This window comes from Pseudomonas sp. P5_109, from assembly GCF_034009455.1.
Classification (GTDB): Bacteria; Pseudomonadota; Gammaproteobacteria; order Pseudomonadales; family Pseudomonadaceae; genus Aquipseudomonas.
On sequence record NZ_CP125380.1, the window covers coordinates 6,267,430 to 6,279,826 of the forward strand.

The 12,397-nt window shown below is 54.6% G+C and carries 26 protein-coding genes; all 26 read right to left on the bottom strand.

The genetic code is table 11. The features are described from left to right. Position 1: 1 nt before the first annotated feature. The 26 genes from rpsD to rpsJ all read right to left on the bottom strand — a co-directional run bounded on the left by rpsD (position 2) and on the right by rpsJ (position 12,249). The gene (gene rpsD / locus QMK54_RS27885; RefSeq protein WP_003176404.1) at positions 2 to 622 is read right to left on the bottom strand and encodes a 30S ribosomal protein S4; all 621 of its coding nucleotides are present in this window, start codon (positions 620 to 622) and stop codon (positions 2 to 4) included. Positions 623 to 640: 18 nt separating this feature from the next. Next, positions 641 to 1,030 carry a 30S ribosomal protein S11 gene (rpsK, locus tag QMK54_RS27890; protein ID WP_002555466.1) on the bottom strand — a complete coding sequence of 130 codons (390 nt, stop codon included), beginning with the start codon at positions 1,028 to 1,030 and terminating at the stop codon, positions 641 to 643. Between the two features lie 30 nt (positions 1,031 to 1,060). Continuing rightward, complete coding sequence (rpsM, locus tag QMK54_RS27895; protein ID WP_009045849.1) at positions 1,061 to 1,417, bottom strand: 30S ribosomal protein S13; 357 nt, start codon at positions 1,415 to 1,417, stop codon at positions 1,061 to 1,063. Positions 1,418 to 1,547: 130 nt separating this feature from the next. Then, the gene (rpmJ, locus tag QMK54_RS27900) at positions 1,548 to 1,664 is read right to left on the bottom strand and encodes a 50S ribosomal protein L36 (protein ID WP_002555468.1); all 117 of its coding nucleotides are present in this window, start codon (positions 1,662 to 1,664) and stop codon (positions 1,548 to 1,550) included. Positions 1,665 to 1,688: 24 nt separating this feature from the next. After that, entirely contained in the window at positions 1,689 to 3,017 is a 1,329-nt protein-coding gene (secY, locus tag QMK54_RS27905) for a preprotein translocase subunit SecY (protein WP_003228718.1), read from the bottom strand. Further along, the gene (gene rplO, locus QMK54_RS27910; RefSeq protein WP_003228720.1) at positions 3,018 to 3,455 is read right to left on the bottom strand and encodes a 50S ribosomal protein L15; all 438 of its coding nucleotides are present in this window, start codon (positions 3,453 to 3,455) and stop codon (positions 3,018 to 3,020) included. Between the two features lie 3 nt (positions 3,456 to 3,458). Further along, positions 3,459 to 3,635, bottom strand: a complete 177-nt coding sequence (gene rpmD / locus QMK54_RS27915; RefSeq protein WP_003176408.1) for a 50S ribosomal protein L30 — start codon at positions 3,633 to 3,635, stop codon at positions 3,459 to 3,461. Positions 3,636 to 3,637: 2 nt separating this feature from the next. Next, a complete protein-coding gene (gene rpsE, locus QMK54_RS27920) occupies positions 3,638 to 4,138 on the bottom strand; it encodes a 30S ribosomal protein S5 (protein ID WP_003186035.1) in 501 nt (166 codons plus the stop codon). A 3-nt stretch (positions 4,139 to 4,141) separates the two neighbouring features. Further along, positions 4,142 to 4,492: a 50S ribosomal protein L18 gene (rplR, locus tag QMK54_RS27925; RefSeq protein ID WP_003186037.1), complete on the bottom strand. Its 351-nt coding sequence runs from the start codon at positions 4,490 to 4,492 to the stop codon at positions 4,142 to 4,144. Between the two features lie 10 nt (positions 4,493 to 4,502). Beyond that, a complete protein-coding gene (gene rplF / locus QMK54_RS27930) occupies positions 4,503 to 5,036 on the bottom strand; it encodes a 50S ribosomal protein L6 (RefSeq protein WP_003176412.1) in 534 nt (177 codons plus the stop codon). A 12-nt stretch (positions 5,037 to 5,048) separates the two neighbouring features. Continuing rightward, on the bottom strand, positions 5,049 to 5,441 hold the full coding sequence (gene rpsH / locus QMK54_RS27935) for a 30S ribosomal protein S8 (protein WP_003186040.1): 393 nt from the start codon (positions 5,439 to 5,441) through the stop codon (positions 5,049 to 5,051). 209 nt (positions 5,442 to 5,650) lie between these two features. Next, positions 5,651 to 5,956: a 30S ribosomal protein S14 gene (gene rpsN / locus QMK54_RS27940; RefSeq protein ID WP_003176414.1), complete on the bottom strand. Its 306-nt coding sequence runs from the start codon at positions 5,954 to 5,956 to the stop codon at positions 5,651 to 5,653. Positions 5,957 to 5,969: 13 nt separating this feature from the next. Next, the gene (rplE, locus tag QMK54_RS27945) at positions 5,970 to 6,509 is read right to left on the bottom strand and encodes a 50S ribosomal protein L5 (protein ID WP_003210069.1); all 540 of its coding nucleotides are present in this window, start codon (positions 6,507 to 6,509) and stop codon (positions 5,970 to 5,972) included. 22 nt (positions 6,510 to 6,531) lie between these two features. Continuing rightward, positions 6,532 to 6,846 (bottom strand): 50S ribosomal protein L24, encoded by a 315-nt coding sequence (gene rplX, locus QMK54_RS27950; protein WP_003176416.1) that lies wholly within the window; start codon positions 6,844 to 6,846, stop codon positions 6,532 to 6,534. Between the two features lie 11 nt (positions 6,847 to 6,857). After that, complete coding sequence (gene rplN, locus QMK54_RS27955; RefSeq protein ID WP_002555479.1) at positions 6,858 to 7,226, bottom strand: 50S ribosomal protein L14; 369 nt, start codon at positions 7,224 to 7,226, stop codon at positions 6,858 to 6,860. 23 nt (positions 7,227 to 7,249) lie between these two features. After that, positions 7,250 to 7,516: a 30S ribosomal protein S17 gene (gene rpsQ / locus QMK54_RS27960; protein ID WP_003176419.1), complete on the bottom strand. Its 267-nt coding sequence runs from the start codon at positions 7,514 to 7,516 to the stop codon at positions 7,250 to 7,252. 2 nt (positions 7,517 to 7,518) lie between these two features. Further along, positions 7,519 to 7,710, bottom strand: a complete 192-nt coding sequence (gene rpmC / locus QMK54_RS27965; protein WP_002555481.1) for a 50S ribosomal protein L29 — start codon at positions 7,708 to 7,710, stop codon at positions 7,519 to 7,521. Next, a complete protein-coding gene (gene rplP / locus QMK54_RS27970; RefSeq protein WP_003228729.1) occupies positions 7,710 to 8,123 on the bottom strand; it encodes a 50S ribosomal protein L16 in 414 nt (137 codons plus the stop codon). The genes rpmC and rplP overlap by 1 nt, the downstream gene beginning before the upstream one ends. Before the next feature lie 12 nt (positions 8,124 to 8,135). Continuing rightward, positions 8,136 to 8,822 carry a 30S ribosomal protein S3 gene (gene rpsC / locus QMK54_RS27975; RefSeq protein ID WP_007970424.1) on the bottom strand — a complete coding sequence of 229 codons (687 nt, stop codon included), beginning with the start codon at positions 8,820 to 8,822 and terminating at the stop codon, positions 8,136 to 8,138. 13 nt (positions 8,823 to 8,835) lie between these two features. Beyond that, a complete protein-coding gene (gene rplV, locus QMK54_RS27980) occupies positions 8,836 to 9,168 on the bottom strand; it encodes a 50S ribosomal protein L22 (RefSeq protein WP_003103908.1) in 333 nt (110 codons plus the stop codon). A gap of 11 nt (positions 9,169 to 9,179) precedes the next feature. Continuing rightward, entirely contained in the window at positions 9,180 to 9,455 is a 276-nt protein-coding gene (gene rpsS, locus QMK54_RS27985; protein ID WP_002555486.1) for a 30S ribosomal protein S19, read from the bottom strand. Between the two features lie 16 nt (positions 9,456 to 9,471). Next, on the bottom strand, positions 9,472 to 10,296 hold the full coding sequence (gene rplB, locus QMK54_RS27990) for a 50S ribosomal protein L2 (protein WP_008018194.1): 825 nt from the start codon (positions 10,294 to 10,296) through the stop codon (positions 9,472 to 9,474). 14 nt (positions 10,297 to 10,310) lie between these two features. Continuing rightward, a complete protein-coding gene (gene rplW / locus QMK54_RS27995) occupies positions 10,311 to 10,610 on the bottom strand; it encodes a 50S ribosomal protein L23 (protein ID WP_002555488.1) in 300 nt (99 codons plus the stop codon). Beyond that, positions 10,607 to 11,209, bottom strand: coding sequence for a 50S ribosomal protein L4 (gene rplD, locus QMK54_RS28000; protein WP_003228735.1), 603 nt, complete (start codon positions 11,207 to 11,209; stop codon positions 10,607 to 10,609). The genes rplW and rplD overlap by 4 nt, the downstream gene beginning before the upstream one ends. Positions 11,210 to 11,221: 12 nt before the next feature. After that, entirely contained in the window at positions 11,222 to 11,857 is a 636-nt protein-coding gene (gene rplC, locus QMK54_RS28005) for a 50S ribosomal protein L3 (protein ID WP_003186059.1), read from the bottom strand. A gap of 80 nt (positions 11,858 to 11,937) precedes the next feature. Beyond that, positions 11,938 to 12,249 (bottom strand): 30S ribosomal protein S10, encoded by a 312-nt coding sequence (gene rpsJ, locus QMK54_RS28010; protein WP_003186070.1) that lies wholly within the window; start codon positions 12,247 to 12,249, stop codon positions 11,938 to 11,940. Between the last annotated feature and the right edge of the window lie 148 nt (positions 12,250 to 12,397).

Below are 12,397 nucleotides of genomic sequence, written 5' to 3' on the forward strand. Positions count from 1 at the left end.
CTTACTTGGAGTAGAGCTCGACAATCAGGCTTTCGTTGATGTCGGCGGACAGATCACTGCGAGCTGGAACGTTCTTGAAAACGCCCGACTTCTTCTCAGTGTCTACTTCTACCCATTCTACGCGGCCACGTTGGGCACACAGATCGAGAGCTTGGACAATGCGAAGTTGATTTTTTGCTTTCTCGCGAACAGCAACCACGTCACCAGCACGAACCTGGTAGGACGGAACGTTAACGGTCTGACCGTTTACGCTGATCGACTTGTGCGATACCAGCTGACGGGATTCGGCACGAGTCGAACCAAAGCCCATACGGTATACAACGTTGTCCAGACGGCATTCGAGCAGTTGCAGCAGGTTCTCACCGGTTGCACCTTTCTTGCCAGCAGCTTCTTTGTAGTAGCCGCTGAATTGACGCTCGAGAACGCCGTAGATACGACGGACCTTCTGCTTTTCACGCAGTTGGGTGCCGTAGTCGGACTGGCGACCGCGGCGTTGGCCGTGGATACCAGGTGCTGCTTCAATGTTGCACTTCGATTCGATCGCGCGCACGCCGCTCTTCAGGAAGAGATCGGTGCCTTCGCGACGAGCGAGTTTGCATTTTGGACCAATGTAACGAGCCATTCTTTACAATCTCCTGGATTACACGCGGCGCTTCTTCGGCGGACGGCACCCGTTGTGCGGGATTGGCGTCACGTCGGTGATGCTGGCGATCTTGTAGCCACAGCCGTTCAAAGCGCGGACTGCGGATTCACGACCTGGACCTGGACCTTTGACATTGACGTCGAGGTTTTTCAGGCCGTATTCCAGCGCAGCTTGACCAGCACGTTCAGCAGCTACTTGAGCAGCAAACGGGGTGGACTTGCGGGAACCGCGGAAACCCGAACCACCGGAGGTAGCCCAGGAAAGAGCGTTACCTTGACGGTCGGTAATGGTCACGATGGTGTTGTTAAAAGATGCATGGATGTGGGCGATGCCATCAACCACTGTCTTTTTAACTTTTTTACGAGGACGAGCAGCAGGTTTTGCCATGATTAAATTCCTGTCGATTCGCTGGGGCGATTACTTGCGGATCGGCTTACGCGGACCTTTACGGGTACGCGCGTTGGTCTTGGTACGCTGACCGCGTACTGGAAGACCGCGACGATGACGCAGACCGCGATAGCAACCGAGGTCCATCAAGCGCTTGATTTTCATGTTGATTTCGCGACGCAGGTCACCTTCAGTGGTGAACTTCGCCACTTCGCCACGCAGCTGTTCAATTTGCTCGTCGCTCAGATCTTTGATCTTTGCTGCTGGGTTTACCCCAGTCTCTGCACAAATTTTCTGTGCAGTAGTGCGACCAACACCATAGATGTAGGTCAGCGAGATAACAGTATGCTTGTTATCTGGAATGTTAACGCCTGCAATACGGGCCATTCAGTGGGACTCCAATTGACAGCTACCTACGCCCCGGAAGCCAAGAAATAGGGCGCGAGATAATATCGCTGTAATAACAAATAATCAACCCGGCAGCGCACTAGCTGCCGGGCTTGAAGCACAATCACACTCAGCCTTGGCGCTGTTTGTGACGCGGTTCCGCGCTGCAAATTACTCGAACAACACCTTCGCGGCGAATAATCTTGCAGTTACGGCACAGCTTTTTCACCGATGCACGAACTTTCATCACCAACTCCTCGAACCTTATGGGTCAGCGCAGCATGCCGCTGCCGTAACCCTTCAGGTTGGCTTTCTTCATCAGGGATTCGTACTGGTGCGAAACGAGGTGCGATTGTACTTGGGACATGAAGTCCATCACAACCACGACGACGATCAGCAACGAGGTCCCGCCAAGGTAGAACGGTACGTTGGCTGCAACCACCAGGAACTGGGGCAACAGGCAGACGGCCGTCATGTAAAGAGCACCGAACATGGTCAAGCGAGTCAGAACGCCATCAATGTAGCGCGCAGACTGCTCACCTGGACGGATGCCCGGAATAAAGGCACCGGACTTCTTCAGGTTTTCCGCTACGTCTTTCGGATTGAACATCAACGCCGTATAGAAGAAGCAGAAGAAAATAATCCCTGCACTAAACAGCAGAATATTCAACGGCTGACCAGGAGCGATCGACTGCGAGATGTCCTGCAACCAGCCCATACCTTCAGACTGACCGAACCAGGCACCCAACGAAGCCGGGAACAGCAAAATGCTGCTCGCGAAAATAGCCGGAATAACACCAGCCATGTTCACCTTCAGCGGCAAGTGGCTTGTCTGCGCAGCAAAGACCTTGCGGCCCTGCTGACGCTTGGCGTAGTGAACAGCAATACGACGCTGACCACGCTCAATGAACACCACGAAACCGATAATCGCTACTGCCAGCAAACCGATGGCAACCAGGGCGAAGATGTTGATATCACCCTGACGTGCAGACTCGAAAGACTGCCCGATCGCTCTCGGAAGACCGGCGACGATACCCGAAAAAATCAACATCGAGATACCGTTGCCAACACCACGCTCAGTAATCTGCTCACCCAGCCACATCATGAACATCGCACCAGCCACAAAAGTGGATACCGCGACGAAATGGAAGCCAAAGTCACCAGTGAACGCAACGCCCTGCCCCGCCAGACCAATGGACATGCCAATGGCCTGGACGAGAGCGAGAACGACAGTGCCGTAGCGGGTGTACTGGCTGATCTTGCGACGGCCAGCTTCACCTTCCTTCTTCAACTGCTCCAGCTGCGGGCTGACGGCGGTCATCAGTTGCATGATGATCGATGCCGAGATGTACGGCATGATCCCCAGTGCAAAGATGCTCATCCGTTCCAGCGCGCCGCCGGAAAACATGTTGAACAAGCTAAGAATGGTCCCCTCATTCTGTCGAAACAGGTCCGCGAGTCGGTCCGGGTTGATACCTGGAACCGGGATGTGTGCGCCTATTCGGTAGACGATAATCGCCAGGAACAGAAAACGCAGACGAGCCCAGAGTTCAGACATACCGCCTTTGCCGAGCGCAGAGAGAGCACCTTGCTTAGCCATTTATTCCTCGAACTTGCCGCCAGCTGCTTCGATAGCCGCACGCGCACCTTTGGTGGCGCCGATTCCCTTGCCGATAGTGACAGCGCGAGTCACTTCACCGGACAGCATGATTTTCACACGCTGTACGTTGACGTTGATCACGTTGGCATCTTTCAGGGACTGCACGGTGACGATGTCGCCTTCCACTTTAGCCAGCTCGGACAGACGCACTTCTGCGCGATCCATGGCCTTCAGGGAAACGAAACCGAACTTCGGCAGGCGACGATGCAGCGGCTGTTGACCGCCTTCAAAGCCTGGAGCAATGGTGCCACCGGAGCGGGAGGTCTGACCTTTGTGACCACGGCCACCAGTCTTACCCAAACCGCTACCGATACCACGGCCCGGACGATGCTTTTCGCGACGGGAACCCGGCGCTGGACTCAGATCATTGAGTTTCATCGATTAACCCTCGACACGCAGCATGTAGTAAGCCTTGTTGATCATCCCGCGATTCTCGGGAGTATCCTGGACTTCTACAGTGTGACCGATGCGACGCAGACCCAGACCCTTAACGCACAGTTTGTGGTTAGGGATGCGGCCGGTCATGCTTTTGATCAGCGTTACTTTTACGGTAGCCATGATCAGAAGATCTCCTTGACGCTTTTGCCACGCTTGGCGGCAATGGATTCAGGAGACTGCATTGCTTTCAAACCCTTGAAAGTGGCGTGAACCACGTTTACCGGGTTAGTCGAGCCGTAGCACTTGGCCAGAACGTTCTGAACGCCAGCAACTTCGAGGACAGCACGCATAGCGCCGCCAGCGATGATACCGGTACCTTCAGAAGCAGGCTGCATGTACACCTTCGAAGCGCCGTGAGCGGACTTCATTGCGTACTGCAGAGTGGTGCCGTTCAGATCAACCTGGATCATGTTGCGGCGAGCAGCTTCCATTGCCTTCTGGATCGCAGCAGGCACTTCACGCGACTTGCCACGGCCGAAGCCAACACGGCCTTTACCATCACCAACCACGGTCAACGCGGTGAAAGTGAAGATACGGCCGCCTTTAACGGTTTTGGCTACGCGGTTAACTTGAACCAGCTTCTCGATGTAGCCTTCGTCGCGCTTTTGGTCGTTATTTGACATAACTTAGAACTCCAGCCCAGCTTCACGAGCAGCATCAGCCAGCGCTTTAACGCGGCCGTGGTACTTGAAGCCAGAGCGGTCGAAAGCCACTTGCGAGACGCCAGCGGCCTTAGCACGCGTAGCGACCAGCTGGCCAACCTTAGTGGCCGCGTCGATGTTGCCGGTGGCACCATCACGCAGTTCTTTATCCAAAGTCGAGGCGCTTGCCAGGACTTTGTTGCCGTCGGCCGAAATGACCTGGGCGTAGATGTGCTGCGAAGAGCGGAACACGCAGAGACGCACGACTTCGAGTTCGTGCATTTTCAGGCGTGCTTTGCGAGCGCGACGCAGTCGAGTAACTTTTTTGTCGGTCATTTGCTATGCCCTACTTCTTCTTGGCTTCTTTACGACGGACGACTTCGTCCGCGTAGCGCACACCTTTGCCTTTGTACGGCTCTGGTGGACGGAAGTCGCGGATCTCGGCGGCCACTTGACCTACCAGCTGCTTGTCGATGCCCTTGATCAGGATATCGGTCTGGCTAGGAGTCTCAGCGGTGATGCCTTCCGGCAGTTCGTAATCCACTGGGTGCGAGAAGCCAAGAGCCAGGTTCAGCACTGTGCCTTTTGCTTGCGCTTTGTAACCAACACCGACCAGCTGGAGCTTGCGCTCGAAGCCTTGGCTTACGCCTTGGACCATGTTGTTTACCAACGCACGAGTGGTACCAGCCATTGCGCGAGTCTGTTGATCGCCATTGCGAGCAGCGAAACGCAGCTCACCAGCTTCTTCAACGATCTCAACGGACGAATGGATGTTCAGTTCGAGAGTGCCCTTGGCACCCTTCACCGAAAGCTGTTGGCCTGCGAATTTTACTTCGACACCGGCTGGCAGCTTAACGGGGTTCTTAGCGACGCGAGACATGCTTATCCCCCCTTAGAACACAGTGCAAAGAACTTCGCCGCCGACACCGGCAGCGCGCGCAGCACGATCAGTCATCACACCCTTGTTGGTGGAGACGATAGACACACCGAGACCGCCACGAACTTTTGGCAGATCATCGACGGACTTGTACTGACGCAGGCCTGGACGGCTAACGCGCTTCACTTCTTCGATAACCGGACGGCCTTCGAAGTACTTCAGCTCGATGGACAGCAGAGGTTTGATTTCGCTGCTGATCTGATAACCCGCAATGTAACCTTCGTCCTTCAGGACTTTGGCAACAGCTACCTTCAACGTGGAAGATGGCATGCTTACGACGGACTTTTCAGCCATCTGGGCATTACGGATACGAGTTAGCATGTCCGCTAACGGGTCCTGCATACTCATGGGCTAGACGCTCCTAATACAAAAAAATTAGCCTTGCGGCTATTACGTGTCGCCGAGAATCTCCGAGCATGAAAAACACGGGCTCAGGCGAGCCGGGTATTCTAGACACACCCCAGAAATGAATCAAGCCCCAAAAGGGGCTTGATCCAGATTCAAGGCCACCGGTGGTCAGGATCTTGCGATCCTGGACACCGAGACTTTGACAGTACTTACCAGCTGGCTTTAACCAGACCCGGTACGTCACCACGCATTGCAGCTTCACGCAGCTTGTTACGGCCGAGGCCGAACTTGCGGTAAACGCCGTGTGGACGACCGGTCAGGCGGCAGCGGTTACGCATGCGCGAAGCGCTTGCGTCACGTGGCTGCTTCTGCAGGGCTACTGTAGCTTCCCAACGCGCTTCTGGACTTGCGTTCAGATCAACGATGATAGCTTTCAGTGCTGCACGCTTCTTGGCGTACTTGGCAACCGTGAGCTGACGCTTCAGCTCGCGGTTTTTCATGCTCATCTTGGCCATGGTCCTACTCCAATCAGTTGCGGAACGGGAATTTGAACGCACGCAGCAGAGCGCGGCCTTCATCATCGTTCTTGGCAGTGGTGGTCAGGGTGATGTCCAGACCGCGGAGAGCATCGATCTTGTCGTAGTCGATTTCCGGGAAGATGATCTGCTCTTTCACGCCCATGCTGTAGTTGCCACGACCATCGAAGGACTTGGCATTCAGGCCGCGGAAGTCGCGAACCCGAGGCAGGGAGATCGACAGCAGACGATCCAGGAACTCGTACATACGCTCACGGCGCAGGGTCACTTTGACGCCGATCGGCCAACCTTCACGGACTTTAAAGCCAGCGATGGATTTGCGAGCGTAGGTCACAACGACTTTCTGGCCGGTGATCTTTTCCAGGTCAGCAACAGCGTGCTCGATGACTTTTTTGTCGCCGATCGCTTCGCCCAGACCCATGTTCAGGGTGATTTTGGTAACGCGCGGAACTTCCATCACGTTCGAAAGCTTAAGTTCTTCCTTAAGTTTCGGAGCAATTTCCTTCCGGTAAATCTCTTTTAGTCGTGCCATGGTCTCATCTACCTAGCAGTGTTCAAGCATCAACCGCTTTTTGGGTCGACTTGAAGACACGAATTTTCTTGCCGTCTTCTACTTTGAAACCAACGCGGTCAGCCTTGTTGGTTTCGCCGTTGAAAATGGCGACGTTAGAAGCATCCAGTGGAGCTTCTTTTTCGACGATACCGCCCTGCACGCCCGACATCGGGTTAGGCTTGGTATGACGCTTGACCAGGTTCAGACCACCAATAACCAGACGGTTGTTAGCGAGAACCTTAAGCACCTTACCGCGCTTACCTTTGTCTTTGCCGGCGATCACGATGATCTCGTCGTCACGACGAATCTTTTGCATGTCGGATCTCCTTACAGCACTTCTGGGGCGAGCGAGACGATCTTCATGAACTTCTCAGTACGGAGTTCACGGGTCACTGGCCCAAAGATACGGGTGCCGATCGGCTCTTGCTTGTTGTTCAGAAGAACAGCAGCGTTGCCATCAAAGCGGATAATGGAGCCATCAGCACGACGTACGCCGTGACGAGTGCGGACTACAACAGCAGTCATCACTTGGCCTTTTTTCACTTTACCGCGAGGAATTGCTTCCTTCACGGTAACTTTGATGATGTCACCGATACCAGCGTAACGACGATGGGAGCCACCCAGCACCTTGATGCACATAACGCGGCGAGCGCCGCTGTTATCGGCCACATCGAGCATGGATTGAGTCTGAATCATATAATTTCTCCGACCCCTAGTCCTTAGACTTCCACAGCGCGTTCGAGAACATCAACCAGCGCCCAAGACTTGGTCTTGGCCAAAGGACGAGTTTCACGAATAGTGACTTTGTCGCCGATGTGGCACTGATTGGTTTCGTCGTGCGCGTGCAGCTTAGTCGAACGCTTAACGTATTTACCGTAGATCGGGTGCTTAACGCGACGCTCGATCAGAACGGTGATGGTTTTGTCCATCTTGTCGCTGACAACACGGCCAGTCAGCGTACGGACAGTTTTTTCGGCTTCAGCCATGATTACTTACCTGCCTGCTGGTTGAGCACAGTCTTCACGCGAGCGATGTCACGCTTAACTTGCGAGAGCAGATGAGACTGCCCCAACTGGCCAGTTGCTTTCTGCATACGCAGATTGAACTGGTCGCGCAGCAAGCCGAGCAGTTGCTCGTTCAGCTGCTGTGCGGATTTTTCACGAAGTTCATTCGCTTTCATCACATCACCGTCCGTTTAACAAAGGAGGTGGCGAGCGGCAGCTTTGCAGCAGCCAGGGCGAAAGCCTCACGCGCCAGCTCTTCAGAAACACCCTCGATTTCATACAGGACTTTGCCTGGCTGAATCTGGGCAACCCAGTATTCGACGTTACCCTTACCTTTACCCATCCGAACTTCGAGTGGCTTCTTGGAAATAGGCTTGTCCGGGAATACACGGATCCAGATCTTGCCGCCACGTTTTACGTGACGGGTCAGAGCACGACGCGCTGACTCGATCTGACGAGCGGTGAGACGACCACGAGCAACAGACTTCAGCGCGAACTCGCCGAAGCTGACTTTGCTACCGCGCAATGCCAGGCCACGGTTGTGACCAGTCATTTGCTTGCGGAACTTCGTACGCTTTGGTTGCAACATTTGGCGTACCCCTTACTTAGCAGCTTTTTTACGAGGCGCTGGTGCTTGTGGTTTCAGTTCTTCTTGGCGACCACCAATTACTTCGCCTTTGAAGATCCAAACCTTTACACCGATCACACCGTAAGTGGTGTGAGCTTCGTAGTTGGCATAGTCGATGTCGGCACGCAGGGTGTGCAATGGCACACGACCTTCGCGATACCATTCAGTACGTGCGATTTCAGCACCGCCGAGACGACCGCTCACTTGGATTTTGATGCCTTTGGCACCAATGCGCATTGCGTTCTGTACAGCGCGCTTCATAGCGCGACGGAACATTACGCGACGCTCCAGCTGCTGAGCTACGCTCTGCGCAACCAGCATACCGTCGAGTTCCGGCTTGCGGATCTCTTCGATATTGATGTGCACAGGCACACCCATTTGCTTGGTCAGGTCCTGACGCAGTTTCTCAACATCTTCACCTTTCTTCCCGATAACGATACCTGGACGAGCGGTGTGGATGGTGATGCGTGCAGTTTGGGCCGGACGATGGATATCGATACGGCTTACGGACGCGCTTTTTAGTTTGTCTTGGAGGTACTCACGCACATTCAGATCTGCGAGCAAATAGTCCGCATAAGTCCGACCGTCTGCGTACCAGACGGAGGTGTGCTCCTTGACGATTCCCAGGCGAATGCCAATGGGATGTACTTTCTGACCCATCTCTTCGACTCCGTTACTTGTCAGCAACCTTGACAGTGATATGGCAAGACCGCTTGACGATGCGATCAGCACGGCCTTTGGCACGTGGCATGATGCGCTTCAGCGAACGCCCTTCGTTGACGAAAACAGTGCTGACCTTCAGGTCATCAACGTCTGCGCCTTCGTTATGCTCGGCGTTGGCTACGGCCGACTCCAGCACTTTCTTCATGATCTCGGCGGCTTTCTTACTGCTGAAAGCCAACAGGTTGAGCGCTTCGCCCACCTTCTTCCCGCGGATCTGGTCGGCGACCAAGCGGGCTTTCTGGGCGGAGATTCGAGCGCCCGACAACTTAGCGGCTACTTCCATTTCCTAACCCCTTAACGCTTGGCTTTCTTGTCAGCCACGTGCCCGCGATAAGTGCGGGTACCGGCGAACTCGCCCAGTTTGTGGCCGACCATGTCTTCGTTCACGAGAACTGGGACGTGCTGACGACCGTTGTGTACTGCGATGGTCAGACCGACCATTTGTGGCAGGATCATCGAACGACGCGACCAGGTTTTCACCGGTTTGCGATCGTTCTTTTCCGCCGCCACTTCGATCTTCTTCAGTAGGTGAAGATCGATAAAAGGACCTTTTTTCAGAGAACGTGGCACTGTCGTATCCCTCTATTTACTTGCGACGACGGACGATCATTTTGTCGGTACGCTTATTACCACGAGTCTTCGCGCCCTTAGTCGGGAAGCCCCATGGCGATACCGGATGACGACCACCAGAGGTACGACCTTCACCACCACCATGTGGGTGGTCAACCGGGTTCATGGCAACACCACGAACGGTTGGGCGAACGCCACGCCAGCGTTTGGCACCAGCTTTACCCAGCGAACGCAGGCTGTGCTCGGAGTTCGAGACTTCGCCCAGGGTCGCACGGCATTCAGCCAGGACTTTACGCATTTCACCGGAACGCAGACGCAGGGTAACGTACACGCCTTCACGAGCGATCAGCTGAGCCGAAGCACCAGCGGAACGAGCGATCTGTGCGCCTTTACCTGGCTTCAGTTCGATGCCGTGTACGGTAGAACCGACTGGAATGTTGCGCAGTTGCAGAGCGTTGCCTGGCTTGATTGGAGCCAGAGCGCCCGCGATCAGCGTGTCGCCAGCACTCACGCCTTTAGGGGCGATGATGTAGCGGCGCTCGCCGTCTGCGTAGCAGAGCAGTGCGATGTGAGCAGTACGGTTTGGATCGTATTCGATACGCTCGACAGTGGCGACGATGCCATCTTTGTCGTTGCGACGGAAATCGACCATACGGTAATGCTGCTTATGACCACCACCGATGTGACGAGTGGTAATACGGCCATTGTTGTTACGACCACCAGTCTTCGACTTCTTCTCGAGCAGCGGTGCGTGAGGAGCGCCTTTATGCAGCTCCTGGTTGACCACCTTGACCACAAAACGGCGGCCAGGGGAAGTCGGTTTGCATTTAACGATTGCCATGATGCACCCCTTCCTTACTCAGCACTGCTGCTGAAATCGAGATCTTGGCCTGGCTGAAGGGAGATAACTGCCTTCTTCCAGTCATTACGCTTGCCCAGACCGCGAGCAGTGCGCTTGCTCTTACCCAGAACGTTCAGGGTAGTAACACGCTCTACTTTCACGCTGAACAGGCTTTCGACGGCCTTCTTGATTTCCAGCTTGGTTGCATCAGTAGCAACCTTGAAAACGAACTGGCCTTTCTTGTCTGCCAGAACCGTAGCCTTCTCGGAAACGTGCGGGCCAAGCAGAACTTTAAATACGCGTTCCTGGTTCATCCCAGCAGCTCCTCGAATTTCTTCACGGCCGACACGGTGATCAACACCTTGTCGTATGCGATCAGACTAACTGGATCGGAACCTTGCACGTCACGTACATCTACGTGTGGCAGGTTACGAGCAGCCAGGTACAGGTTCTGATCAACAGCGTCGGACACGATCAGAACGTCGGTCAGGCTCATGTTGTTCAGTTTGCCCAGCAGGTCTTTGGTTTTCGGCGTTTCAACGGCGAAATCCTGAACCACGACCAGACGATCAGTACGCACCAGCTCAGCAAGGATGGAACGCATTGCTGCGCGATACATCTTCTTGTTCAGCTTCTGGGAGTGATCCTGAGGACGAGCTGCGAAAGTGGTACCGCCGCCACGCCAGATTGGGCTACGGATAGTACCGGCACGAGCACGGCCAGTACCTTTCTGACGCCATGGGCGCTTACCGCCACCACGAACGTCGGAACGGGTCTTTTGCTGCTTGGAACCCTGACGACCGCCAGCCATGTAGGCTACGACTGCTTGGTGAACCAGCGTCTCGTTGAATTCGCCGCCAAATGTCAGTTCGGAAACTTCGATCGCTTGAGCGTCATTTACATTTAATTGCATGTCAGCTTCCCCTTAACCGCGAGCCTTGGCTGCTGGACGTACAACCAAGTTGCCGCCAGTAGCGCCAGGAACAGCGCCCTTGACCAACAACAGATTGCGTTCAGCGTCCACGCGCACTACTTCGAGGGACTGCACGGTCACGCGCTCAGCGCCCATATGACCGGACATTTTTTTGCCCTTGAATACACGACCAGGAGTCTGGCACTGGCCGATAGAGCCTGGAACGCGGTGGGATACGGAGTTACCGTGGGTGTTATCTTGCCCGCGGAAATTCCAACGCTTGATCGTACCCTGGAAGCCTTTACCCTTGGACTGACCGGTTACATCAACCAGTTGACCAGCGGCGAAGATTTCAGCGTTGATCAGATCGCCGGCCTGGTACTCGCCTTCTTCAAGGCGGAATTCCATTACGGTACGACCAGCGGCAACGTTCGCTTTAGCGAAGTGGCCAGCCTGAGCTGCTGTTACACGCGAAGCACGACGCTCGCCGACAGTGACTTGCACTGCACGATAGCCATCGGTCTCTTCAGTTTTGAACTGGGTGACGCGATTCGGTTCGATCTCAATGACCGTGACCGGAATGGAGACACCTTCTTCGGTGAAAATACGGGTCATACCGCATTTACGACCGACTACACCAATAGTCATGTTGTAAACCTCATGAGTGTACGGGGCTTTCACCCGCTATGGCCGCCCATTTCAGAGCGTTACACGACTAAGACCGAGTCTTAGCCGAGGCTGATCTGCACTTCCACACCGGCCGCAAGATCAAGCTTCATAAGAGCATCAACGGTTTTATCCGTTGGCTGGACGATGTCCAGAACGCGCTTATGAGTACGGATCTCGTACTGGTCACGCGCGTCTTTGTTGACGTGCGGGGAGACCAGAACGGTGAACCGCTCTTTACGGGTAGGCAGTGGAATTGGACCACGCACTTGAGCACCAGTACGTTTCGCGGTTTCCACGATTTCCTGGGTTGATTGGTCGATCAGGCGATGGTCGAAAGCCTTCAACCTGATACGGATTTGCTGATTTTGCATTGGATTTCAGACTCCGGCTGCTATTCCCACCGGGCGCAATACGCCCGTTAAAAGGAGGCGCAATTCTATAGACGCCCCAGATGGGTGTCAACCCAATAAAAAAGCCCCCGCTGAGCGGGGGCCTTTCAAAGCATCGAAGCTATCTCAA

Excerpts from the sequence above, each read along its gene's own strand:
- rpsD (WP_003176404.1), bottom strand. The coding sequence starts at position 622 with ATGGCTCGTTACATTGGTCCAAAATGCAAACTCGCTCGTCGCGAAGGC.
- rpsK (WP_002555466.1), bottom strand. The coding sequence starts at position 1,030 with ATGGCAAAACCTGCTGCTCGTCCTCGTAAAAAAGTTAAAAAGACAGTG.
- rpsM (WP_009045849.1), bottom strand. The coding sequence starts at position 1,417 with ATGGCCCGTATTGCAGGCGTTAACATTCCAGATAACAAGCATACTGTT.
- rpmJ (WP_002555468.1), bottom strand. The coding sequence starts at position 1,664 with ATGAAAGTTCGTGCATCGGTGAAAAAGCTGTGCCGTAACTGCAAGATT.
- secY (WP_003228718.1), bottom strand. The coding sequence starts at position 3,017 with ATGGCTAAGCAAGGTGCTCTCTCTGCGCTCGGCAAAGGCGGTATGTCT.
- rplO (WP_003228720.1), bottom strand. The coding sequence starts at position 3,455 with ATGAAACTCAATGATCTGAGTCCAGCGCCGGGTTCCCGTCGCGAAAAG.
- rpmD (WP_003176408.1), bottom strand. The coding sequence starts at position 3,635 with ATGGCTACCGTAAAAGTAACGCTGATCAAAAGCATGACCGGCCGCATC.
- rpsE (WP_003186035.1), bottom strand. The coding sequence starts at position 4,138 with ATGTCAAATAACGACCAAAAGCGCGACGAAGGCTACATCGAGAAGCTG.
- rplR (WP_003186037.1), bottom strand. The coding sequence starts at position 4,492 with ATGACCGACAAAAAAGTTACTCGACTGCGTCGCGCTCGCAAAGCACGC.
- rplF (WP_003176412.1), bottom strand. The coding sequence starts at position 5,036 with ATGTCTCGCGTCGCTAAGAACCCCGTTAAGCTGCCAGCCGGTGTCGAA.
- rpsH (WP_003186040.1), bottom strand. The coding sequence starts at position 5,441 with ATGAGTATGCAGGACCCGTTAGCGGACATGCTAACTCGTATCCGTAAT.
- rpsN (WP_003176414.1), bottom strand. The coding sequence starts at position 5,956 with ATGGCCAAGATGAGCATGAAAAACCGCGAGCTGAAGCGTCAGCTCACG.
- rplE (WP_003210069.1), bottom strand. The coding sequence starts at position 6,509 with ATGGCACGACTAAAAGAGATTTACCGGAAGGAAATTGCTCCGAAACTT.
- rplX (WP_003176416.1), bottom strand. The coding sequence starts at position 6,846 with ATGCAAAAGATTCGTCGTGACGACGAGATCATCGTGATCGCCGGCAAA.
- rplN (WP_002555479.1), bottom strand. The coding sequence starts at position 7,226 with ATGATTCAGACTCAATCCATGCTCGATGTGGCCGATAACAGCGGCGCT.
- rpsQ (WP_003176419.1), bottom strand. The coding sequence starts at position 7,516 with ATGGCTGAAGCCGAAAAAACTGTCCGTACGCTGACTGGCCGTGTTGTC.
- rpmC (WP_002555481.1), bottom strand. The coding sequence starts at position 7,710 with ATGAAAGCGAATGAACTTCGTGAAAAATCCGCACAGCAGCTGAACGAG.
- rplP (WP_003228729.1), bottom strand. The coding sequence starts at position 8,123 with ATGTTGCAACCAAAGCGTACGAAGTTCCGCAAGCAAATGACTGGTCAC.
- rpsC (WP_007970424.1), bottom strand. The coding sequence starts at position 8,822 with ATGGGTCAGAAAGTACATCCCATTGGCATTCGCCTGGGAATCGTCAAG.
- rplV (WP_003103908.1), bottom strand. The coding sequence starts at position 9,168 with ATGGAAGTAGCCGCTAAGTTGTCGGGCGCTCGAATCTCCGCCCAGAAA.
- rplB (WP_008018194.1), bottom strand. The coding sequence starts at position 10,296 with ATGGCAATCGTTAAATGCAAACCGACTTCCCCTGGCCGCCGTTTTGTG.
- rplW (WP_002555488.1), bottom strand. The coding sequence starts at position 10,610 with ATGAACCAGGAACGCGTATTTAAAGTTCTGCTTGGCCCGCACGTTTCC.
- rplD (WP_003228735.1), bottom strand. The coding sequence starts at position 11,209 with ATGCAATTAAATGTAAATGACGCTCAAGCGATCGAAGTTTCCGAACTG.
- rplC (WP_003186059.1), bottom strand. The coding sequence starts at position 11,857 with ATGACTATTGGTGTAGTCGGTCGTAAATGCGGTATGACCCGTATTTTC.
- rpsJ (WP_003186070.1), bottom strand. The coding sequence starts at position 12,249 with ATGCAAAATCAGCAAATCCGTATCAGGTTGAAGGCTTTCGACCATCGC.